The 23,359-nt window shown below is 66.4% G+C and carries 18 protein-coding genes; 6 read left to right on the top strand and 12 right to left on the bottom strand.

The features are described from left to right. Positions 1-29 precede the first annotated feature (29 nt). Positions 30-1,451 carry a DUF1593 domain-containing protein gene (locus ON23_RS13375; protein ID WP_039778480.1) on the bottom strand — a complete coding sequence of 474 codons (1,422 nt, stop codon included), beginning with the start codon at positions 1,449-1,451 and terminating at the stop codon, positions 30-32. A 691-nt stretch (positions 1,452-2,142) separates the two neighbouring features. On the opposite strand from ON23_RS13375, the gene ON23_RS13370 reads away from it, so the two are divergent. The 3 genes from ON23_RS13370 to ON23_RS13360 are packed head-to-tail and all read left to right on the top strand — an operon-like array spanning position 2,143 to position 4,376. Continuing rightward, a complete protein-coding gene (locus ON23_RS13370; protein WP_223273955.1) occupies positions 2,143-2,919 on the top strand; it encodes a hypothetical protein in 777 nt (258 codons plus the stop codon). Between the two features lie 56 nt (positions 2,920-2,975). Further along, positions 2,976-3,830 carry a TIGR03619 family F420-dependent LLM class oxidoreductase gene (locus tag ON23_RS13365; RefSeq protein WP_039778479.1) on the top strand — a complete coding sequence of 285 codons (855 nt, stop codon included), beginning with the start codon at positions 2,976-2,978 and terminating at the stop codon, positions 3,828-3,830. Between the two features lie 3 nt (positions 3,831-3,833). Then, positions 3,834-4,376: a nuclear transport factor 2 family protein gene (locus ON23_RS13360; protein ID WP_051042643.1), complete on the top strand. Its 543-nt coding sequence runs from the start codon at positions 3,834-3,836 to the stop codon at positions 4,374-4,376. Here ON23_RS13360 and ON23_RS36850 read toward each other — a convergent pair. The 9 genes from ON23_RS36850 to rhaI all read right to left on the bottom strand — a co-directional run bounded on the left by ON23_RS36850 (position 4,348) and on the right by rhaI (position 16,703). Next, positions 4,348-5,289, bottom strand: a complete 942-nt coding sequence (locus ON23_RS36850) for an alpha/beta hydrolase (protein WP_083903917.1) — start codon at positions 5,287-5,289, stop codon at positions 4,348-4,350. The genes ON23_RS13360 and ON23_RS36850 overlap by 29 nt on opposite strands. A gap of 87 nt (positions 5,290-5,376) precedes the next feature. After that, a complete protein-coding gene (locus ON23_RS13350; RefSeq protein ID WP_051042638.1) occupies positions 5,377-8,064 on the bottom strand; it encodes an alpha-L-rhamnosidase in 2,688 nt (895 codons plus the stop codon). Positions 8,065-8,129: 65 nt separating this feature from the next. Then, positions 8,130-9,209, bottom strand: a complete 1,080-nt coding sequence (locus ON23_RS13345) for a PucR family transcriptional regulator (RefSeq protein WP_083903915.1) — start codon at positions 9,207-9,209, stop codon at positions 8,130-8,132. A 5-nt stretch (positions 9,210-9,214) separates the two neighbouring features. Beyond that, complete coding sequence (locus ON23_RS13340) at positions 9,215-9,847, bottom strand: LutC/YkgG family protein (protein WP_039778484.1); 633 nt, start codon at positions 9,845-9,847, stop codon at positions 9,215-9,217. Further along, positions 9,844-11,289 (bottom strand): lactate utilization protein B, encoded by a 1,446-nt coding sequence (locus ON23_RS13335; protein ID WP_039778478.1) that lies wholly within the window; start codon positions 11,287-11,289, stop codon positions 9,844-9,846. Before ON23_RS13335 ends, ON23_RS13340 begins: the two co-directional genes overlap by 4 nt. Then, the gene (locus ON23_RS13330) at positions 11,286-12,014 is read right to left on the bottom strand and encodes a (Fe-S)-binding protein (RefSeq protein WP_039778477.1); all 729 of its coding nucleotides are present in this window, start codon (positions 12,012-12,014) and stop codon (positions 11,286-11,288) included. Before ON23_RS13330 ends, ON23_RS13335 begins: the two co-directional genes overlap by 4 nt. Further along, positions 12,011-13,456, bottom strand: a complete 1,446-nt coding sequence (locus tag ON23_RS13325; RefSeq protein ID WP_039778476.1) for a rhamnulokinase — start codon at positions 13,454-13,456, stop codon at positions 12,011-12,013. Before ON23_RS13325 ends, ON23_RS13330 begins: the two co-directional genes overlap by 4 nt. Before the next feature lie 45 nt (positions 13,457-13,501). Then, a complete protein-coding gene (locus tag ON23_RS13320) occupies positions 13,502-15,538 on the bottom strand; it encodes a bifunctional rhamnulose-1-phosphate aldolase/short-chain dehydrogenase (RefSeq protein ID WP_039778475.1) in 2,037 nt (678 codons plus the stop codon). A gap of 1 nt (position 15,539) precedes the next feature. Continuing rightward, positions 15,540-16,703, bottom strand: coding sequence for an L-rhamnose isomerase (gene rhaI / locus ON23_RS13315; RefSeq protein WP_039778474.1), 1,164 nt, complete (start codon positions 16,701-16,703; stop codon positions 15,540-15,542). 135 nt (positions 16,704-16,838) lie between these two features. Between rhaI and ON23_RS13310 the strand changes: the two genes are divergently transcribed. Beyond that, positions 16,839-17,837 (top strand): LacI family DNA-binding transcriptional regulator, encoded by a 999-nt coding sequence (locus ON23_RS13310; RefSeq protein WP_218001097.1) that lies wholly within the window; start codon positions 16,839-16,841, stop codon positions 17,835-17,837. A 19-nt stretch (positions 17,838-17,856) separates the two neighbouring features. Here ON23_RS13310 and ON23_RS35910 read toward each other — a convergent pair whose 3' ends face one another. Continuing rightward, complete coding sequence (locus tag ON23_RS35910; protein ID WP_157170220.1) at positions 17,857-18,621, bottom strand: substrate-binding domain-containing protein; 765 nt, start codon at positions 18,619-18,621, stop codon at positions 17,857-17,859. Positions 18,622-18,719: 98 nt separating this feature from the next. Next, positions 18,720-19,553 (bottom strand): SGNH/GDSL hydrolase family protein, encoded by an 834-nt coding sequence (locus ON23_RS13300; RefSeq protein WP_051042632.1) that lies wholly within the window; start codon positions 19,551-19,553, stop codon positions 18,720-18,722. A gap of 266 nt (positions 19,554-19,819) precedes the next feature. Between ON23_RS13300 and ON23_RS13295 the strand changes: the two genes are divergently transcribed. Together ON23_RS13295 and ON23_RS13290 are read left to right on the top strand one after the other, a co-directional pair. Further along, positions 19,820-21,103, top strand: coding sequence for an MFS transporter (locus ON23_RS13295; protein WP_210743227.1), 1,284 nt, complete (start codon positions 19,820-19,822; stop codon positions 21,101-21,103). A gap of 18 nt (positions 21,104-21,121) precedes the next feature. Next, positions 21,122-23,359: alpha-L-rhamnosidase (locus tag ON23_RS13290; protein WP_223273956.1), on the top strand; the 2,238-nt coding region annotated here is incomplete at its 3' end.

Raw genomic sequence — 23,359 nt, 5'->3', positions numbered from 1 at the left:
GGCGGGCTCAGAGAGGGTGCGGAGCTCGACTATTTCGGCAGTGGTTCTACGCGCACTCGCACGCGCCGGTATGCCGACATGGGGGGAGTCCCCGTGTCGGTTACACGCAGGATGACGTGCAATTCGCATGCGACATCGGTTGTGGGAGCGGTGAAACTGGCCGTCGGAGTGTCGGCGCCGGTGAGGTGCGGGGGTTGTGGGCAGTCTCCTGCTTCGGCATAGAAGAACCATCGGAATTCGAGTTGATCGCCGTCGGGGTCCGAGGATGGGGATGCGTCGAGTTCGATCTTCTCTCCGCTGACGACGGTGAAGTTGTCGTGGTGGGCGAGGCGAGCTATAGGCGGATGGTTGGCGTCGGCGAAGTTGTCGGTAAGTGTCCACGCGATACGGCCGGCGAAATCGTGTTGAAACTCGCTGCGCCACCGCCAAATCGTGGCCTGCGGGCTGTGGTGCTTGTTGCCATCGGATCCGAGAACAGTGTCCGCCGCGTTGGTCCAGATCGGATACGTCTCGTCCCGGCCGGCGTAAGCGGAATCTGGTATGTAGCGTCGGTAGCGGCCTCCCCAGCCGCCCCAATCGGGCCGGTTCGGGTCGTTCAAACCGTTGGGAATGAGGGAGAGGAAGGATGGGGTGTCTCCTTCCATGATGAAGCGGTGCAGGGGGTATCTGTGTCCGTAGCTGCCGCGGCGAATGTGGCGGTGCAACCATCGTCGACTCACGAGCCGACGATCGGCGCCGGTGAACCCGCCTCCGCGAATCCCGTCTTCGCTCCCGTGGGAGAACCTGTCAGCAGAAATGCCCGGCCATGTAGCGTGCCGGTAGAAGCGCCCACCGGAAGCGGGGGACGGCGAAACGATGTAGAAGAGGCGCTCCCCGTAGACATCGCGTAGCCAGTGTCCCGCCGCGTCCTGATCGGAGATGGCATATATCCGTAGGCGCCCGAGAAGTCGCTCGAATGCGCGGTCTGTGTAAGTTTGCTCGGCGATCCAAAGAGCTTGTGCCAGTGTATTGGCGCCTGCCCACAAGGCGAACCACACGGGCCGTGGGTCGGGGTCTTCAAGTATCTGCAAGATTGCCTGAACTCCAGGGTTCTGGCTGAATCGCTGTTCCGCGAAACCATCACCGGGAGCGTTGCCGTAAGCGGGAACCCCCACAAACGTGCGGGAGTGCAGCAGAGCCGGGTCGGGGTACCCGGTCGCGTGGGCGTCGAGGTTGTGCTTGACCGAACTGTACGCATCTATCAGGCTGTGAATGATTGCGGCGTCACGAGCTCTGCCGCCGCGACGGTGCCAACAGGAGCTCACGGCGATGAGCCCCTCGATATCGATGACATTCGCATACAGGAGCAGCCGCGCCATCGACTGAATGTCATCGTTTTCCAACCCGCGTTTGATATCGGTCAGCACGACGAGCCGGTGTTTCGACGGTCCATGGGCGGTTTCGTCGTTCATGATCCCATTCCTTCGAGCGGGCACGGTCCTTCGATCTGCCGCGGAACACTAGCACGAGATAGTTGACGCATGCTCGCGGCGACCGCAGGGGTAGCAGGGTCGTGAGCGTTCCCCAACATCGGCTGCGACGGCGAGTCCGCCACCGGTAACCGCGCTGTGAAGGCGATGTGGCCGACGGCCTGCGGTGGATGGAAGTGCTGAGGGAAGGAAGTGCCTGGGGTGCAGCGCATTTCGGTGTGGCGACGCACTGAGGAACCCGACACACCGCGGGAAAGGCGTCGGGACGGAACGGATTGGAATGCGGCCGCATAGGCATATGCGCACATGTGATCGCTGGCGTCGCGCGACTTCTGGAAATGGCCGAGGCCGCGTCGTCGGGCCGCGCGTGCCGAGATCGCCGGCGAACCGAGTATTTGCTGCGCGAGTCGGGCCGCCGGTGCGAGGTGGCACATGCCGCTGGCGATGATGTTCGGATGTCATCTGGGCACTGGCGCAGGGCGAGTTCCCTGAACCGACGACACGACTGTAATGCGAAACGGAGCCACCCGAGGTGTGGTTCTGAAAGCGCTCACCGCCGGGGACAAGACTGCGTTTCCTTCCCGATGAACGGAATCCTGGACCCGCACGATCCCTGGCGGCTCCTAGCGTGGCGGTGTCGTGGCAGTCGCCAGGTCGTCGTTCGCATCAGGAGGTGAAGTTGTTCTCGGAGCGGGCCTTTTTCTCGTTCATCGAATTGGCTGATTCTGATCGGCATCGGGAATACAACGAATGGCATCAGCTGGACCATCGTCCGGAGAATCTGTTGCTTCCGGGGGTGGCGTGGGGTGATCGCTGGGCTTGCCGTAGCGGAGCCACTGGGGCGGCCGCGGAATTGGCGGGCACCGACTACGTGGCCATGTACTGGTTCCGGCCGCCCTACGAGGAGAGTGTCGCCGAGTGGACCAAGTTGGGGGAGGACTCCTTCCAGTGGGGGCGAGGCCCGATCATTCCGGGTGTCCGCCGTACGCTGCTCGCGTTCTTCACGCCGGTGAAAGGTTATGTCGCGCCGCGCGTATTGGTGTCGGCGGACGCGCTGCCGTTCCGGCCGAACCGCGGGCTGCACATCACCGTCAGTCACCTGGCCGATCCGCACAGTGTGCAGTCGCATGAGCAGTTCCGGTGGCAGGATCGGGTGCGGATTCCGGATCTGCTGGAGTGCTCCGGGGTGGCGGGAGCGTGGACCTTCGCCTTGCACACCGTGCAGAAACATCCCACGCTGCCGCTGGCCGAGTCTCGCCGGGAGTATTCGCCTGGTTCGTTGCGCATCCGTTTGCTGTATCTGGACGGCGATCCCGACATCGTCTGCCGTGAGATCGCCGATAAGGAGCAGCAGTGGGATGAGTCGGGCCGTGGGGCCCCGTGCCCGGAGGCCGAAGAGCTGATGTTCAGCGCGCCGGTGCACACGATCGTGCCTTGGCAGGACTGGTAGATGCTCCGGTTACTGCCGAAACGGGAGCCGGCGACAGTGGAGACCAGGGCCGACTGATGCGCATCGGAATCGTCAGTCCCGTGGTGACTCGGGTGCCGGGCGCGCACTCGGAGTGGGAAGTCACTGCGGGCATCGCCGAATTGGCGCGGGTGGCCGAACATGCGGATGCGCTCGGCTTCGCTCATCTCACCTGTAGCGAGCATGTCGCGGTGCCGGTGGACGTAGCAGCGCAGCGTGGCGGCACCTACTGGGATCCGCTGGCGACCTTCGGGTATCTGGCCGCACGCACCGAGCGGATCCGGTTCGTCACTCAGGTGCTGGTACTCGGCTACCACCATCCGCTCGAGATCGCCAAACGCTACGGCACACTCGACGCGGTCACCGGGGGCCGTATGACACTCGGAGTCGGCGTCGGCTCCCTGGAGGCCGAATTCGACCTTCTCGGAGCCGCATTCGCTGGCAGGGGAGCGCGCGCCGACGATGCTCTCCGGGCATTGCGCAGTGCGTTGTCGGTACCGCTGCCTTGGTATCAGGGACCGCATTACTCGTTCGGTGACGTGCTCGTCGAACCGCACGCGTTGCAGGCGACTGTGCCGCTGTGGGTCGGTGGGCGCTCGATGCGGTCGCTGCGGCGGGCGGCCGCGCTCGGCGACGGGTGGGTGCCGTTCGGCCTGCCTCTGGGCCGTATCCGAGAGATGCTCGAAAACGTCGAAGCGCCAGAGGGATTCGACGTGGTGCTGTCAGCCGGGGTCGTCGATCCGATCGGCGATCCTGTCACCACCGCTGAACGACTCGACGCCACCGTATCGGCCGGCGCGACGACGATCAGCGTATCGATCGCCGCCGAGTCGGTGGACCACTACTGCGAACAGCTGTCGGCGCTGGCGAAACTGGCCGAAGTGGAGGAGTAGATCATGGACGAACGTCTGGCGGCGATGGAATCGCGTCTGCGGCTACTGGAGGACGAACGCGAGATACACCGACTCGTCGCGAGGTACGGCCCGCTGGTCGACGACGGTGCGGCGGAAGACGTCGCGGCCCTGTGGACCGATGACGGCATATACGACGTCGACGGGCTGTATATGGCCGGTCGCGAAGATATTTCGGCGATGGTGGGTTCGGCGACCCACCAGGGGTTCATCGCCGGAGGCTGCGCCCACTTCCAAGGGCCGGTGCACGTGACCGTCGAGGGCGACGTGGCGACGGGCGCGAGTTATTCACTGATGATCTTGCACCGGGCCGATACCTTCGAGGTGGCGCGGGCGACGGCCCATCATTGGCGGTTCGAGCGCACAGCGCAGGGATGGAGGGTGCGGCGGCGGACCAGCCGTGCTCTGAAGGGGCACGACTTGGCCCATGAATTGCTCGCGGAGGGGGTACGGGGACGACCCCTCCCTGACGGCGACGGCCCTTACGGTTCAAAAAAACCTACCGTGGCGGGCGATGCTGCAGAGTGACGCCGTCGGAGAGGGCTGGCTTGCCGATTCGTCCGCTGGCCACCCGGTCGATGAAAGACGCTGCGCGGGACAGTGCTTCGGTGGCCTCCGGCATAGTGGCGGCTGCTGTCCAGTCGTGAAACATATCGGGCCAGATTTCCAGCTCCACATGGACTCCCGCCTGCGCTGCGGCGGTGGCGAGCATAAGCGAATCGTCGAGGAGTCGTTCCTTCCCTGCTGCCTGCAAGAACAGCGGCGGTAGTCCGGTCAAATCGGCCAATAAGGGCGAGACCAGCGGATCAGTTGCCGATCGACCCGCGAGATAGTCGTGGTGCATCGACAAGCCGCCCTCGTGGGTGAGGACAAGTTCCGAGGACGCTCGTTCGACCCAGCTGCCGCGCTCGAAGCGTTCCGGACGAAGGTCGTAAACGCCGGAGAACAGCACCCCGCCCGCAGCACGCTCGTCACCCACTGTCCGCAACAACACGGCCAGGGCAAGATTCGCCCCGGCGGAGTGGCCGGCAACCACGATGCGAGGAGCGAGGGTGGCGGCGTAGTCGAACATCTCCATGCAATCGTCGATAGCGGCTGGAAAAGGGTTTTCCGGCGCTAGCCGATACTCGGGAAGGACGATCCGAGCGCGGGTGTCTGCTGCCAGTTGGGCACTGACAAGGCGTAACAGACCTGCGTTTCCACTACGAAAGCCGCCGCCGTGAATGTGCAGGACCACGACGTCGTCTCGGCAGGCTGTAGGGGTCATCACATATGAGCCCGGTTGTCCGACAGGTGCCGGTTCGTCGGCAACACCGAAGAGGGGGCGATACGCCGCAGCGTACTGGGCCATGGCCTCGCGTTCGGCGACGAGATCCGATTCGCTCGATCGGAGGTTCTGCCGGAGCCAATCGGCTACCGCATTGAAGGCTTCGCTCGGCATGTTGTTCCGATCGTCTTGTCGTGGGTGGGTGTGATTGCGTATCGATACCGCCGCGCGGGGGCGCTGTGCTGGTCTTGCGGGAGGTATTCACTGCCAACATATTTCGTGCGTTCCGGAACCTACCCGGCGCTCGGTTCCAGCGGAGTCCCATGTGACCAGCGCCTCTGTGCCCGGCGGAATTTCAACTCGCAGGTGTACCGACCGATCCTCGTCGATCCTCCACTCGCTCGCGGCACGGCCGAAAGGTGTATGGATGGACGCGGCGACACGAGTCAGCCCACCGCCTATGCGGGGAGCGATGCGGATGACGCGATAGCCCGGCTCGGCCGGGCTGATTCCGGCCAATCCCTCGTACAACCACGCGGCGACGGACCCGAAGGCGTAGTGGTTGTGAGACGCGAGGCCGTTTCCGTCGGCGTCGTAGCCTTCCCAGCTTTCCCAGATTGTTGTGGCTCCCCGCTCGACCTGGTAGAGCCAGGCCGGGCTGGTGGTCTGCAGTAGCAACCGGAATGCCAGATCGGCCCTTCCGTTGTCGGCCAATGTAGGGAGAAGCATTGGGGTGCTGAGGAATCCGGTATCCAGGTGGTAGTCGGCAGCTTCGACCAGTTCTGCAAGTCGATTCATTGCGCGGGTGCGTTCCGCGGAGCTGAGGAGTTCGAAGGCGATGGAACGAACGTAGTCGTCTTGGCGATCTCGACCGATGCGCCGGCCACCGTCGCGGACGAACGCGGCGCGGTACGCCGCGGTGACGTGTTCGGCCAGTTCGCCATAACGCCGCGCATCCGTGTCGTAGCCGAGAATTGCGGCGATCTCGCTCAATATCCGGCTGGAGTATGCGAGATAGGCAGTCGCAACCACTGGACGATGCGTCATGGCGTCTCGAGCTTTGTCGAGAACGGTTTCGCCTGGCCGGATCCATTCGCCCCAATGGAATCCTGTATCGAGCACGTACTTTTCGAGCGAGCCGGCAGGTTTCCGGAGACGACGCAGCGTACGGGACTTGGTTGCCGCCACCCGTGCACCACGGTCCACCCATCGCGTCATACTCGACCACTGCTGCCGGAGAATCTCGGTGTCCCCGTAGTAGCGGAACAGTGTCCACGGAAGTAGTACGGCCGCGTCGCCCCACCCCGCGGATCCGGCCAGGGCCTCCAGCACCCGGGTTGCGGCGAATCTGGTGAAGGGGTTGAGCTTACCCATCTGGTGCGCGGATTGTTCGGAAGGAACGTACGGTGGTACTCCACCACTCGGTAGCTGTTCGACTGCCAGATTGGCAAGATAGCGGCGAATGTAGGCCTGAACGTCGGCAAACATGGTGGCGGTGGGCGCGAAGATCTGGAGATCCCCTGTCCACCCCGACCGTTCTCGAGTAGGGCAATCGGTGGCTGTATCGACGAAGTTGGAACGCAATGACCACTCCACATTGCGGTGCAGTTGCTCTAATCGACTGTCGCTGCATTCGAAGGTTCCGGCACTCGTGAGATCGGTCGAGAGAACCACTCCTCGCACATCCTCTGGGCGCAGGTCTTCATCGAGTCCGTCGATCTCGACATAGCGAAATCCGTGAATGGTGAACCAGGGCTGATACCAGGTTGCGGACGGGCCCGTTACCACCTTGTCGCGCTGGTACCACGGCCTCTTCTTGCTCGTGACAAAGGACAATGTGTCGAGTTCGCCGTCGGATGTGGTCAATTCGGCGTGGGTGAGCTGCAGCTGAAGCCCGGCTCGTCCGGGCAGGTGAATGCGGGTGACGCCGGCGAAATTCTGGCCGAAGTCGACGAGCTGTTTGCCCGAAGGTGTACGGGTGATCGCCGCTGGCTCCAGTAGCCGGGTTTCCTGAACTCGGGCTACCGCCTCGCCGACAAGCTGGCGTTTGCTGGTGATGGTCCGGACGGGGGTGAATCCGGGCAGGGGAGCCGCCGGGTCGAGCCACTCCGATTCCGAAATTCTCAGGTCGGCACTTTCGCCGTACATAGGGTCGGAATGGAGAATGCGGCCTGTTCCAGCGCGCCAGGTGTGGTCGGTGGTGACGATTTCGGTGTTGCCGTCCGCAAGCTCGAGGTGAAGTTGAACGAACGCGGCCAGCTGGTCTCCGTAAATCGCGCGACGTGCGAAAGCGCCGCTGCGCCCTCGGTACCGCCCATCGGCTACGACGACACCGAGCGCATTGCGCCCGTTGCGGAGCAGGTCGGTGACGTCGTAAGTCTGGTATTCGACGATCTCGTCGAGCGGGGTCCATCGTGGGACGAGGGCGTTGCCGGTCACGTCGGTCGAGTTGACGAATAAGCGATACCAGCCGAGCGCACTGACGTATGCGCGGGCACGAACGACCTCGGCCGTCACATCCAACTGCCCACGAAAATAGAGAGGTGTGTCCTCGGCATGTGGGGAAGGCGGCGGACCGGTGACCCATTGGGCCGTCCATAGCTCGGGGTCCAGGATGCCGGTCTCGAATGTTGCGGGCTCGCTCCATGTGCTTGCCGTGTCGGTGTTGTCCCACATTTTGACGCGCCACAGATATCGCTTCCGGGACTGGAGCCGATGTCCCTGGTAGAGGATTCCGAAGGGGCGGTCGGATGGGATGCGTCCTGAGTCCCAGAGCAGGTCCGCCCCCTCGAAACGGCCGCCGTCGCGGCATACCTGAAGCGCGCACGCGGACTGCAGGATGCCCGGTTCCGATGTCGATATCTTCCAGGAGAATTCCGGTCTGGGCGTGTGCACCCCGATGGGTTCGGTGAGCGAGTTGACCCGAAGGTCGGTGAGGTGGAGGGCCATTTCTGTCTCTCTGATGAGTTCGGGAGGCGAGATCGTTGTTTGCCGCGCTACAGCTGACGTGGGAACTATCGAGATTCGCCGGTTGTATCGCTGTGGCGGGTGTCGAGGCTGTTCTGCACTGCGTCGATCAGTAGCGCGGAGCGCAGGTACGACAGTCCGGCAGGCGTGCGCGGATCGTGGCCGGTGATCTGGGCGACGCGGTCCAGGCGATAATCGACGGTATTGGCGTGTACTCGCATTGTGCGGGCGAGTTTGCGCCGGTTGAGACCGTCGCAGGCGTAGCGGCTCAGGGTTTCCATGAAGACGGGGTAGGGCCGCAGCGGCTCGATGATCGCCAGCAGTTGTTCGCGGCCGGGGCCGGGCTTGCACAGCTGGTACTCGAGGGCCAGATCGTCGAAGCAGTGGATACGACCTGTACGGCCCAGTGCGAGGGCCATATCCAGCAGCTGATGGGCGTCGCGCATCGCGGTCGGCACCTGGGCGGGCGCTGCGGTCACGACGGCACCCGTCAGCAGTAGCCCGGTCGCCTCGGACAAGTCGCTGCGCAGCGCCTCGACGGTGCGGATTCCCGCGGTGGTCTCCGGCAGCAGCACCGTTCCGCCGGTGATCGACAGTTGGGCCAGTGTGTCGGCTCGCGCCGGCTCGGCGAGCAGATCGTGCATCCGCATCAGGTTGCGTTCGGCCGATCCGTTGTGTGTCGAGTCGGGCTTCGGAATGGACAGTGCCACAACGAAGTACGAGGTGGCGATTGTGGTTCCGCTGGCGCGCGCCAGAGCGGCGGCCGGCTGTCCGGTGAGCAGCGCCGCCGCCAGCCGAGCGCGGTCGTCGAAAGCCGGGACGGTAGGGGCGGCGCGCGTGCGCGACACCACGTCGACGGTACGAGTCAGCACCTGTGCCAGAGTGTCGGCGGGCAGCATCAAGGGATCGGCGGCCCCCTTCTCGCGTGCGACCGTCCGCGTCACCAGCGCAGCGAGCCGCGCTCGTTCGTCCGGTGTCGGCCCCGCCTCGGGCGACCAGCTCGCCGCGCAGGTCTGCAGATAGGCGATGATCGGAGACCAATCCACCTCGTCCCTGGTGTGCTGCTCGCAGTGTTCGCCGGCCCGGGATGTCGGCCGTTGCGCCTTCGTTGATCGCCGAGTGGACATCGATGTCACCTCTGCTTCGGTTCGAGTGTCGTGCCGTGGTTGTCGAGGAGTACGACCGTCAGTGAACGCGGCCCGTGCACGCCTGAGACACGGCGCAGTTCGATATCGCTGGTCGCGGACGGTCCGCTGATCAGCGTGGCCGGGCGGCCCGGTGACAATCGGGCGAGCAGCTCCGGGACGCCGTCGACGACATCTTCGACGCGGACCAGGCAGATGTGGTGGTCCGGCACCAGGGTCAGCGCTCGGCGACCGTGCCCGGGCCCACCGTCGAGGGCGATGGTGCCGGTCTGTGCGCAGGCGGCGGAACACAGAGTGAGGACCGCCGGAATCGCGTCGAGGGCCTCGGTGGGAAGCGGGGGATCGTCGACCACGGCTCCCGGGGGTGTCCACGGGACCGGGAAGCCGGCGGGGACGACGCAGGACACGCCGTCGGTCAGTGTGCGCAGCAAGGCGGCCACGGCGTCGTCGGTGGCGGTGTGTACGTCGGCGCTGTAATCGCGCAGCCGCTCGGTGAGTAATGCGACGAGTGCGCCGGTGTCGGTGTTGCCGTGGCGGTGATAGTGGCGTTCGATCGCCACATCCGGGGCGTCGGCGGTGGCCGCACGTATGCGGCGCAGCATATTCTCGCGTGTGCTCATCGGCGCCCCCACCAGTCTCGGAAGGTCTGCCGCGGTGGTCGGGGCAGATCGCGGGCACCGGTCCATGCCGACAGCGGGGGAGGTAACGGACCGATACTGCCGCGGCGTCGCCCGAGCAGCCGCGCGATCCGCATGCTCCGGGTGGCGACGGCGAACCGCCGTGGTGAACGCATCACCCACGCCGCGGTCGCCATCGCCGCGGATTGGCCGTTCGGAACACGTTGTGTGGCAGTGACTTCGGCGCGCAGATGCACCAGCACCGAGGGGATGTCGATGGCGACGGGGCACACGTCGTAGCAGGCGCCGCACAGGGTGGAGGCGAACGGCAGTGACGGATTGTCGGCGACCCCGGTCAGTTGCGGACTCAATACCGCTCCGATAGGACCGGGATAGACGGATCCGTAGGCGTGGCCGCCGGTGCGTTCGTAGACCGGGCACACGTTGAGGCAGGCCGCGCAGCGGATGCAGTGCAGCACCTCGCGGCCGTGCTCGTCGGCGAGGGTGCGCACGCGGCCGTTGTCCACCAGCACGACATGGACGTTCTGCGGGCCGTCGCCGGGATGGACCCCGGTCCACAGCGAGGTGTAGGGGTTCATCCGCTCGCCGGTGGCCGACCGCGGCAGTAGCTGCAGGAACACCTCCAGATCCTGTGCGGTGGGCACCAGTTTCTCGATTCCCACGATGGTGATCAAGGTGTTCGGCAGGGTCAGGCACATGCGGCCGTTGCCCTCGGATTCGACCACGGCCAGGGTGCCGGTCTCGGCGACGGCGAAGTTGGCGCCGGAGATGGCGACCTCGGCGGTCAGCATTTTCTGTCGCAGGTAGGTGCGCGCGGCGGCGGCGAGCGCGCGGGGGTCGTCGCCGGCTGCGGGGTCGAATCCGGGCATCGCCGCGGCGAAGATCTCGCGAATTTCGCTGCGGTTGCGGTGAATTGCCGGTACCACGATGTGCGAGGGCCGATCGTCGGCGAGTTGCACGATGAGTTCGGCGAGATCGGTCTCGTGGGCGGTGATCTGCCGGGCCGCGAGCGCGTCGTTGAGGCCGATCTCCTGGGTGAGCATCGACTTGACCTTCACGACCTCGGTCGCGCCGGTCGCGGCGACCAGATCGCCGATGATGCGGTTGGCCTCGGTGGCGTCGGCCGCCCAGTGCACGACACCGCCGCGGGCGATCACCTGTTGTTCGAATTGCTCGAGCAAATCCGCGAGATGGGCCATGGTGTAGCGCTTGATGTCGCGCGCGGACGTGCGCAATTGCTCCCAATCCGGCAGTTCGTCGACCACGCGGCCCCGCTTGGCGCGGATGGTCGCGGTCGCCGCGCCCAGATTCCGCCGCATCTGGGCGTCGGCGACGGCGGTGCGGGCTGCTTCGGGGAACGGTATCGGCGCGTGCAGCGGCGAACGGCCCGGCGGCGTGGGCACACCGAGGAATACGTCGTTCATGCCGTGGCCGCCAGTATCTCGGCCAGATGTACCGTCCGGGTGCCGGTGCGCAGCCGGGACAGTCCGCCGCCGATATGCATCAGGCAGGACGAATCGGCCGCGGTGCAGGTGTGGGCTCCGGTGCCGAGGACGTGGCGCATTTTGTCGGTGAGCATGGCGGTGGAGACGTCGGGGTTCTTCATCGCGAAGGTTCCTCCGAATCCGCAGCATTCCTCGGCCGCGGGTAGTTCGACGAGATCGATGCCGGAAACGTTGCGTAGCAAGCGAAGTGGACGGTCGTCGACTCGCAGCATGCGCAGTGAGTGGCAGGTCGGGTGATAGGTGACCCGATGCGGATAGTGCGCGCCGACGTCGTCGAGTCCGAGCACATCGGTGACGAACTGCGACAGCTCCCAGGTGCGGGACCCGATCTCCGTCGCCCGGGTCGCCAGTCGGTCGTCGCCGGCGCGGCGGGCCACCATCGCGTGCTGATGCCGGACCGAGCCGACGCACGAGGCCGACGGTGCGACGATGGCGTCGAATCGCTCGAATGCCGCGGTGTGGTTACGCACCAAAGCCGTTGCAGCGTCTGGGTATCCGGTGTTGATATGCATCTGACCGCAGCATGTCTGCCGTTCGGGCACGACGACCTGGTGGCCGAGTCGTTCGAGTAGCGTGACGGTGGCCCGGCCGACCTGCGGGAATACCGCGTCGACGAGACAGGTGACGAACAAAGCGATCTTCATGCGGCTCGTTTCTCCGCCAGTGCCGTCACTCGGTCGGCGGCTCGGCGCCACGCGGAATCGCCGGTCGGTTCGTACCGTCGCGGTGGATGGGTGGCCGCGACCAGTGCGCGAGCCTGCGACCAGTCGCCGATGATGTTGGCGGCCATGGCTTGAGCGAGCAGATTGCCCAGCGCGGTGGCCTCGACGGGGCCGGCCGCGACGGGCAGCCCGCACGCCTCGGCGGTGAGTCGGCACAGCAGTTCGTTGCGAGCTCCGCCGCCGACCAGATGGATGATCTCCACCCGGCGGCCGCTCGTGCGCACGGCATCGGTGACCGCTCGCGCGTGGCCCAGAGCGAGGCTGTCGAAGATGCAGCGCGCGAACTCGGCGGGCGAGGCCGGGGCGGGACCGTCGCAGCGGGCGGCGATCCGGGCGGTCATGGATGCTTCTCCGGCGCCGGCCGGTGTCGCGAAATCGGGATCATCGACGTCGATGACGCTGGTGAGGCCGGGCAATTCGGCCGCTCGCGTGACAAGGGTGGCGATATCGAGTCCGGGCCACTCCCGCAGGCATTCCTCGAGCAGCCACAGGCCCATCACATTGCGCAGATAGCGGATGCCGCAGACACCGGATTCATTGGTGAACCCGGTGTCGCGAGCCGCGGCGGACAGCAACGGTGTGGGCCGTTCCACTCCCACCAACGACCATGTGCCGCAGGAGATGTAGGCGAAGCCGGGGCCGGTGGCCGGCACGGCCGCGACCGCGCTTGCCGTGTCGTGGGAGGCGACGCGGACGACGGTGAGGTCGTGGCCGCCGGCAACGCTGCGGATCGGCTCTCGGAGTCGGCCGATGGCGGTACCGGCCGAGCTGATGGGCGCGAAGAGGTGGTGCGGAAGATCGAGCCGGGAGATCAGTGTCCGATCCCAGTCGCGCTCGGACACGTGGTAGAGACCGGTAGTCGAGGCGTTGGTGCGTTCGGTGCCCATTCGCCCGGTCAGCCAGTAGCCGAGCAGATCGGGAATCAGTAGCAGCCGCCGAGCCGCGGCCAGCCGATGCTCGGGTTCGGCCCGTAGCTGATGGATGGTGTTGAACGGCAAATCAGCAATCCCGTTGCGGCGGAATAGCTCTGATGCTCCGATCGCGGGCGGGGCGAGGAGCGCGGTGCGCCGGTCGCGGTAGTGGTAGGGCAATCCGAGCAGCGCGCCGTCTGCATCGAGCAGACCGTAATCGACCGCCCACGAATCGATGCCCGCCGAGCGCACCGGCCCGGCCGCGGCCAGACCGGTACAGAGCTCGGCGAACAATCCACCGATGTTCCAATGCAATCCGTCCGGCAGCTGGACCGGGGTGTTGGCGAAGCGGTGCACTTCGCGGACCTCGATGCGGTCGGGTTCGACGACACCTCGCACGACTCGCCCACTGGTGGCGCCGAGGTCGACGGCGGCGAAGGCGTTATCGGTCATGGCGGTGCACTCCGGTGAGAGGCTGCTGGGGCGGGTCGATACGGTTCATCGCAGAAAGGCCGCGGCGACGCCGCTGTCGACGGGGATGTGTAGTCCGGTGGTGTGCGCGAGTTCGCCGCCGGTGAGCGCGAAGACGGCTGCGGCCACGTGGTCGGGGAGCACTTCGCGCTTGAGCAGGGTGCGCTGGGCGTAGAAGGCGCCCAGATCCTGCTCCTCGACGCCGTAGACCGCGGCGCGCTGCGCGCCCCAGCCGCCGGCGAAGATTCCCGATCCGCGCACGACGCCATCGGGATTGACGCCGTTCACCCGGATTCCGTGCTCGCCGAGTTCTGCGGCGAGCAGCCGCACCTGATGAGCCTGATCGGCCTTGGCGGCGCCGTAGGCGAGATTGTTCGGCCCGGCGAAGACACCGTTCTTGCTGACGATGTAGACGATGTCACCGCCGAGGTTCTGATCGATCATCGCCCGCGCGGCCTCCCGCGACACCAGAAACGAACCACGAGCCATCACCGAATGCTGGATGTCCCAATCGGATTCGGTCGTCTCGAGCAGTGGCTTGGAAATCGACAGCCCGGCGTTGTTGACCACGAGGTCGATGCCGCCGAAGGCGAGCACCGTTGCCGCGATCGCCGAGCCGACGGCCTGCGGGTCGGTGACATCGACCGTCACCGGAACGGCGATATCGGAAACGCCGAGTTCTGCTGCCACCCGTGCCGCGGCGTCGCCGTCACGGTCGGCGACCGCGACGCACGCGCCTTCGGCGGCGAGCCGATGCGCCACCGCGCGTCCGATTCCCGAGCCGCCGCCGGTGACCAGCGCGATCCGAGTGGCCAGTGGCGCCGGCTTCGGCATTCGTGCCAGCTTGGCCTCCTCGAGTGCCCAGTATTCGATACGGAACTTCTCCGCCTCGTCGATCGGCGCGTACCGGGATATCGCTTCCGCGCCGCGCATCACGTTGATGGCGTTGCGATAGAACTCGCCCGCGACCCGTGCGGTCTGCTTGTTGCGGCCGAAGCTGAACATTCCCACGCCCGGTACCAGCACGATGGCGGGATCGGCGCCGCGCATCGGCGGGGAGTCCGCGGTGGCGTGGCGTTCGTAGTAGGCGGTGTATTCGGTGCGGTATTCGGCGTGCAGTGTGCGCAACCGCGCGATGACCTCCGGCAGCGGCGCGTCGGCGGCGGTGTCGAGCACCAGCGGCCGGACCTTGGTGCGCAGGAAGTGATCCGGGCAGGAGGTCCCCAGTGCGGCGAGCCGGGAGTGCTCGGCCCGGGAGAGGAAGTCGAGGACCAGTTCGTCGTCGTCGAAGTGGCCGATCTGCGGGGCGTCGGTGCTCGCGAGGCCGCGGATCACTGGTGCGAGCGCCGCGGCACGGGTGTGACGCTGCTGCTCGGGCAGCGGTGCGTATGCGGCGAGGACGGCGCCGAACGGTTCCGGACGGCCCTGCTTGTCGATGAATTCCGCTGCCGTGCGGATGATTTCGAGCGAGTGGCGCTCGCATTCGGCGGAGGTGTCGCCCCAGGCGGTGATCCCGTGGCCGCCGAGGATGCAGCCGATGGCCTGTGGGTTGTCGCGTCGGATGGCGGCGATGTCGAGTCCGAGCTGGAAGCCGGGGCGTCGCCAGGGCACCCAGACGACCCGGTCACCGAAGCAGGTGCGAGTCAGCGCCTCGCCGTCCGCGGCGGTGGCCAGCGCGATACCGGAATCCGGATGCAAATGGTCGACGTGCGGGGCATCGACCAGCCCGTGCATGGCGGTGTCGATACTCGGGGTGGCTCCGCCGCGTCCGTGCAGGCAGTAGTCCAGCGCCGCGACCATCTCGTCTTCGCGCTCGACGCCGGGAAAGCTGTCGGCGAGTGCCCGCAGCCGATCCACCCGCAGCACCGCCAGTCCGGATTCGGTGAGGGTGCCGAGATCGCCGCCGGATCCCTTCACCCACATCAGCGGCACCGGGGCGCCGGTGACGGGATCGTCGGCGTGACCCTTGGCGGAGGCATTACCGCCGGCGTAGTTGGTGTTGCGCGGATCGCTGCCGAGCCGGTTGCTGCGGTCGATCAGATCGCGCACGGGTGTGTCGGTCATGTCATGCTCCCCAGCCGGCGGCCGCGCCGCCGACGCGTTGTGCGATCACGGATTCGGCGTAGCCTGATCGGGCGAATGCGGCGATCGGATCGGGATCCAGCCCCATCTCCGTTCGCGACTCGGCCAGTAGCGGGCGCACGTCGGTGTCGTAGGCGTCCATCAGGACCGCCCGCGCGCCGAGCACATCACCTTCCTGCTGGGCGGTGTGCAGGGCCGCTCGATCGACGAGCAACGCTTTGGCGGTAGCTTCCTGCACGTTCATCACCGACCGGATCACGGCCGCGATCTTGGGCTCGATGTTGTGGCACTGGTCGAGCATGAATCGGACCTCGCCGCCGATGGCGCCGGCCGCGACGATCTCGTTCATGATCCGGAACAACTGGAACGGATCGGCCGCACCCGCCATCAAGTCGTCGTCGGCATAGAAGCGGGAGTTCAGATCGAACGCGCCGAGTCGGCCCTCGCGCAACAGCAACGCCACGATGAACTCGATATTCGTGTGCGGGGCGTGGTGCCCGGTATCGACCACCACTGCGGCCCGCTCGCCCAATCGCAGGCAGTGCAACAGCGCAGTACCCCAATCGGGCACGTCGGTGGCGTAGAAGGCCGGTTCGAACAGCTTGTACTCCAACAGCATTCGCTGCTCCGGGCCCAAGCGGTCGTAGACCTCGGACAGGGCCTCGGCGAGCCGATCCTGCCGGGCGCGCAGATCGTCCTGGCCGGGATAGTTCAGGCCGTCGGCGAACCACAACTTCAGATCCCGGGAGCCGGTCGCATCCATGACGTCGACACACGCCAGCAGGTGGTCGATCGCCTTGCGGCGCACGCGCGGGTCGGGGTGGCAGACGCTGCCGAGCCGGTAGTCGTCGTCCTGGAAGGTGTTGGAGTTGATGACGCCGATCGAGACACCGTGGTCGACGGCGAAAGCCCCCAGCTGCCGGTAGTCGTCGGTGGCATCCCACGGGATGTGCAGCGACACTTCCGGCGCGGCGCCGGTGTAGCGGTGCACCTGCGCCGCGTCGGCGATCTTCTCGAACGGGTCACGGGGAACGCCCGCTTGAGCGAAAACCTTGAACCGCGTCCCGGAATTACCGAAGGCCCACGACGGTAACTCGATTCGCAACTCCCGGAGAGCGGCGCGAACGGCATCCGATGTCACAGCCATGGGACTACCGCATTTTTGAAACGTTTCATAATGTTCGAGACTACGATTCGCCGGTGATTGCCGTCAAGGTGTCGACGCGGACCGTGGGAACGGGAGGGCAGTACGCTCGGCATGAACAGGGGAAAGGGACCGGCAGTGGTAGTGAGTATCCGGGAGGTCGCCCAGCGCGCGGGTGTCTCGCTGGGCACGGTCAGCAATGTGCTCAACCGTCCGGAGCAGGTGTCGCCGGCGACCCGGCGGCGGGTGGAGGCGGCGATCGCCGAAACCGGATACGTCCGTAACGATTCGGCTCGGCAACTGCGGGAGGGGAGCAGCCGCACCCTGGCGATGGTCGTCCTGGACATGGCCAATCCGTTCTTCACCGATGTGGCACGCGGCGCCGAATCCGAGGCCGAGCGTGCCGGCGCGATGTTGGTGCTGTGCAATAGCGGCGACGATCAGCAGCGCGAACAGCGCCACCTCGAGCAGATCGCGCAACAGCGCATGCGCGGGGTGCTCATCACGCCTGTGGACGGTGACGGTGAGGCGGCGTTGAAAACGTTGGCCGCACAGGGTATTCCGGCGGTGCTGGTGGACCGCGGCAGCCGTCGCCACGACCGGTGCTCGGTATCGGTCGACGATGTGCTGGGGGGTGAGCTGGCGGCTCGCCATCTCATCGAGTCGGGTCATCGGCACCTGGCCTTCGTCGGCGGACCGCTGACTGTCGAGCAGGTGGCCGATCGTCTTCGAGGCGCGCGGGAGGCGTCCGAGGAGGCCGGGTGCCGGCTGGACGTGGTGGCGACCGCGGCATTGACCGTCGAGGCCGGACGCGCTGCGACCGAGACAATTCTGGACGCCGATCCGCGGCCCACGGCCTTGCTGTGCGCCAACGATCTGCTGGCACTGGGTGCTCTGCAGGCGCTGACCGCACGTGGTGTGCCGGTCCCGGCGGAAATGGCGGTGATCGGCTACGACGACATCGATTTCGCGGCAGCCGCCGCGGTACCGCTGTCGTCGGTGCGCCAGCCGCGCGCGGAACTCGGGCGGGCCGCGGCACGGTTGCTGCTGGAGGAGGCGGGTGCACAAGGAGACCATCGCCATCAGCATGTGGTTTTCGTGCCCGAGCTGGTGGTCCGCCGTTCGACAGGCGGCTGAACCGGCTGCGGGTGACCGTTCAGGCGCGGGCGATCATGGTGGATTCGCGGGCGGCCACCGTGGCGATCGCGCGGGGCGGTGGCGGCAGCGGGCGGCCCTGCAACCGGGACAGGATCACCGCCGCCAGATGCTCGCCCATCCGGTGATCATCGATTCGTATGCTCGTCAGCGACGGATGGAACACCTCCGCAGTGGTGGAGTCCCCGTGGCCTATCACCGCGAGGTCCGCCGGAATCGACAATCCGGCGCGCAATGCGGCACCTGCGACAGTGGCGGCGGTGTCGTCATCGAACGCGATGACAGCGGTGACACCGAGCTCCCACCAGTCGCGCACGGTCGCGGCGCGTCGATTGGCTGGGTTCAGCACCTGGACCTCGACAGGACCGATTCCGAGTTCGGCGGCCGCCTTGTCTATTTCGACCAATCGTTCGGCCACTGCCGCCTCGTCGGCGGTCCCCGGTGCAACGAACCCGAGCCGCCGATGTCGGCGCTGGTAGAGGTGCTGGACTTGCAGCCGCGCCGTTTCGGCGGCCGCTGGTTCCAGCCGGTCTGTGCTGCCCTCGTCGAGCATCTGCATCCCCCTGGCGACCAACTGCGCGCGCTGCAGGTCGCTGAAGTTGCCCAGTGTGTAGGCGCGCACGCCGGCCGGACGGGGCGGCGGCCCGAACTCGGAGGTTCTCGACCACAGTTGGGTGATCAGCTGGTATCCGTATGCCCGCAGCACACCCGCCGCCGAGCGCAACTGGTTGTCACGGGTCGCGCCGACCGTGGCTTCGACCACCACCGAGATCACCGTATCGGCCCCCGGCAGGGCGTGGCCACCCGGCTGTCGACCGGCCCGGCCCGGCCTGACCCGGGGCACGGCGTGGCAGGGCGCGCGAGTCATTGCCCGAACCCCTGCGCAATACGGTTCGCCACTACCTGGGCAATGGCGGACATGCCGGCATGGTTGGGATGTGCGGGGGCGGAGCTGCTGTTCAGCGTCGGTTCGACCCAGCGCACCTGTGCATCGCGGCAGGCGTCGTGGCCGGCCGAGGCGTCGAGGAGATCGGCGTATTCGATTCCCGCTGCTCGTGCCTGCTCGGCGATCGCCGCGTTGAGACGGTCCTGAACCTGGTTGATCCATGCGTAGTCGCCCGGAGCGAACGGCAGCGCGGGAAAACAGCTGCCGGCGGTCGGAGTCAAGCGAGGATAGCCGGTGGCAACGATGGTGGCGTGGGGTGCGCGGGCCCGGATGCCGTCGAAAACCGCCCGTACTTTCGGCGCGACGTCGGTCTCGAGTCGGTCTGTGAGGGCATCGGTGCCGGTCTGGGTGTAGTACGCGTGGCACGGGTCGGCCACGATGGGGGCCAGGCTCAGCGCCCCACATGTCCCCAGCACCTCGGAGAAACCGGCATCGTTGCCTCCGATGGTTACGGTGACCAGCTCGGTGTCCGGGGTGATCGCTTCGAATTGCGGTGGTGCGCCGGGCTTTTGCGAACGCGAAAAGTCGTCGGTGACCGCGCCGCCGCAGGTGGCATCGATCAGCCGGTCGACGTGCAGTGCCTCCGCCAAGTTGTGTGCGTAGTTGTGCCGCGATCGTTCACACGGCGCGAATTCCATCTCGGGCAGGCCGGGTCCCGCGGCGTAGGAGTCGCCCAGGGCGACATAGGTTCCCCAGTGCGGAGTGGCGGCGTCGGCTGTCGCTGGGGCGACGGCGGCGCTCAAGCCGAGCATGGAGAAGGCGGCAAGGAGTCCGAGCGGTCGGCGATGACTCATCGGGTGGTACTTTCCACGTGGTTATCTGAAACGTTTCATTAGCGTGACGACGATAACATCGCGGTCGAAAGTCGACAAGATGCCCGAGCGTGAATGCGAGCCGAGGTGAAGCCCCTCGAGCGCGGGGCGAGTCTTGCGTTGTCCACGCGTTACCGCATAGCATCACGAACTAGCACGAGATAGTTGCGATGGTCGCGCTGTCTTGCCTCAACAGGAACGGATACGTGAATCCAGAATCCATCCAGCAGACGCGGACCGAATTCCGCCCTTCTGCCGTCCTTCCTCCGGTGGACGGCTCGTATATCGCGCTGCTGGTCGGCGCCCAGTTCGGCGTTTTCCTGGCCTTCATCACCCCGGTCGCTATCTCGCTGTCGATCAAGATCGATCAGCTGGCGCCGGGGCATCAGGAATATCTCGGCTACATCACCGGGCTGGGCGCATTGGTGCCGATGCTAATCGGTCCGCTGCTGGGTTCGCTGAGCGACCGCATGCGCGGCCGCTTCGGGCGCCGGCGGCCGTTCATCCTGGCGGGCATGTGTGTAGGTCTGCTGGCCCTGCTGGTGACGGCGATGGCTACGAACCTGGGTGTGCTGGCGGCCGGCTGGGTGCTGGCCCAGCTCGGCTGGGGCAATGCTCTTGCCGGGCTACTCAATTCGCAGGCTGACCGCGTCCCCGAGCAGCAGCGGGGCCGGGTCGCCGGCCTCGCTGGATCGGCAGCCCTGATTGCCCCGGTCATCGGAGTGGTGGCGGCAGGTCTGCTGCGCGCCGACACGGTGGCGTTGTTCGTGGTTCCCGGGGTCGTCGGCGCGGTCCTGGTGGGAGGCTTCGTGGCACGTGTCCCGGAGGACAGTCGCGACCTGCCGGCGGTCGAGCCGCTGACGGTTCGCGCTTTGGCGGCGAAATACGTCATCGATCCGCGGCGCTACCCGGACTTCAGCCGCAACTGGATCGGCAGATTCGGCTTCTATTTCGGGCTGACGTTCAATTCCACGTTCCTGGCGTTCTATTTCGCCGATCGCCTCGGCGTCGGCGTCGGCGAGGTTGCCGGTGCACTGGGCGTGGTGTCGGCATTCGGGGTGGTGGCGACCGCCGCCGGTGCGCTCGGCGGTGGTTTCCTGTCCGACCGGTTGCGGCGCCGCCGGGTATTCGTCCTGATCTCGGGCCTGATATTCGCCTCCGGTGCGGTCGTGATGGCGCTGGCGCCGGGATTGCCGGCATTGATCGTCGGATCCCTGATCACTTCGGTAGGGCTGGGGCTGTTCTCCACGGTGGATCAGGCACTGGCACTGGACGTGCTGCCCGACCGATCGAGGGAAGCCGGGCGATACCTGGGCATTCTGGGCTTTGCGACGTCGGTGCCGCAGGCCGTCGCACCACTGGTGGCTCCGGCGATCCTCACCGCCGGGATGGCCGCGGGCCAGAAGAACTATTCCCTGCTCTATCTGGTGGCCGCCGCCTGCACCACGCTGGGCGGCCTGGTGATCATGCGCATTCGTTCCGCTCGCTGACTCGACGAGGAGTATTCCGTGACAACCCATTCCGCAATACCGGACGCCGACGCCGACGCGGTGTCCCGGGACTGGAGCGCTGCGTTCATTACGCCGTCCTTCGACCTCGAAGCCGGCGGTCCGGCACCGTATTTCCGGCGCGAGTTCAGCCTGGACGAGGTGCCGCGGCGCGCTGCCCTGCACGTGACCGCGATCGGCCTGGTCGAGCCGCACCTCAACGGGGCCCGGGTGGGGGACGAGGTGCTAGCCCCCGGGTGGACGTCCTACCGCCACCGCTTGCAGGTCAGCAGCATCGAGGTGACCGAACTACTTCGCCCGGGTGCGAACGTGGTCGGTGCGATCGTCGGCGACGGCTGGGCGCTGGGCCGGATCGGCTACGAGGGCAACAGCCACCACTACGCGCAACGCCCGGCGTTGTGGCTGCAGCTGGACCTCGATTACGGCGACCGCCGCGAGGTGATCACATCAGGACCGGAATTCACCGCCGCCGCCGGCGCGGTCCTGGCAAACAGCCTCTACGACGGGGAAACCTATGATGCCCGGCTGCATCCGCACGGCTGGTCGGAGCCGGGATTCGATGCGTCGGCCTGGTCACCGGTCGCCGAATTCGATTGGGACCGTAGCTCTCTCGTCCCGACCACGGATTCGCCGATCAGGCGTGTCGAAGAGGTGGCCCCAAAGGAGCTGATGACCCGTCCGGACGGCCGGGTCATCATCGACTTCGGCCAGATCCTCACCGGCCGGGTGCGGATCACGGTATCCGGGCAGGCGGGCACCGAGATAACACTGCGGCATGCCGAACTATTGACCGACGATGAGCTCGACACCTCGACTCTGCGGACCGCGGCCGCGACCGATCGCTACATCCTGGCCGGCGACGGTATCGAAACCTGGGAGCCGCGTTTCACCTTTCACGGGTTCCGCTACGCCGAGATCACCGGCTGGCCGGGGACAGTGGCGACCGAGCAGGTGCGTGCTGTCATCGTGCACAGCGATATGCGCCGCACCGGATGGCTGGAGACCTCCGATGCGCGGCTGAACCAGTTGTACGTCAACGTCGTTCACTCGATGCGTGGCAACTTCGTCGGGGTGCCGACCGACTGCCCGCAGCGAGACGAACGGCTCGGCTGGACCGGCGACATCAATGCCTTCGGGCCGGTCGCAGCGTTCCTCTACGACGTCCGCGCGGTGCTCGGGTCGTGGCTCGAGGATCTGGCCGCGGAGCAGGCCGAGAAGGGATTCGTCCCCTTCGTCGTGCCCGATGTCCTGACCTCGCCATCCCCGCCGACGGCGCTGTGGGGCGATGTGGCGGTGAGCTTGCCGTGGGCGCTGTATCGCGAGTACGGCGACGAGGCGATCCTGCGCCGCAGCTACCCGTCGATGACTGCCTTCGTCCGCCAAGTCGAGGCGCTTCTGGACGAAAACGGCTTGTGGAACACCGGATTCCAGTACGGAGACTGGCTCGATCCCGACGCACCGGCCGAGCGCCCCTCGGAGGCGAAGACCGACCGTCACCTGGTGGCGCAGGCGTACTTCTGCAAGGTGACCTCGGAACTCGCCGAAACCGCACGCGTCCTCGAAATGACAGAGGACGCACAGCATTTCGATGCCCTGGCGCAGCGCGTACGCGCCGCATTCCGGCACGAGTACGTCACCGGTTCTGGCCGCGTCGTCGACGACACCGCCACCGCCTATGCCCTGGCCATCATGTTCGACATTCTGGAACCGGAGCAGGTGCCGATGGCGGGGGAACGGCTGGCAACCGCGGTCGCACGTAGCGGTTACCGCATTTCGACCGGATTCGCCGGAACCCCCCACGTACTGCCGGCGCTGACCAAGACCGGACGGCTGGAGGAGGCCTACCTGCTGCTGATGGAAACCGGATGTCCCTCGTTTTTGTATCCCGTGACCATGGGCGCGACCACGATCTGGGAACGCTGGGATGCCATCAGGCCCGACGGCAGTCTCAATCCATCCGGAATGACCTCGCTCAATCACTACGCCTACGGTGCGGTCGCCGACTGGCTACATCACGTGGTCGGCGGACTGGAACCGGTCGAACCCGGCTACCGGAGGATGCGCATCGCCCCCCGGCCCGGTGGCGGCCTCACCCACGCCGCGCTCACCCATGAGACCGTGCACGGCACCGTCACGGTGAGCTGGCGCATCGACAACGACATCCATGTCGAGGCAACCATTCCCGAGGGCACCCGCGCACAGGTCGAACTGCCACTGCATCCCGACGACCTGATCACC

The organism is Nocardia cerradoensis NBRC 101014, assembly GCF_000308535.1.
Lineage (GTDB): Bacteria > Actinomycetota > Actinomycetes > Mycobacteriales > Mycobacteriaceae > Nocardia > Nocardia cerradoensis.
This window is presented reverse-complemented; position numbering and strand designations above follow the sequence as displayed.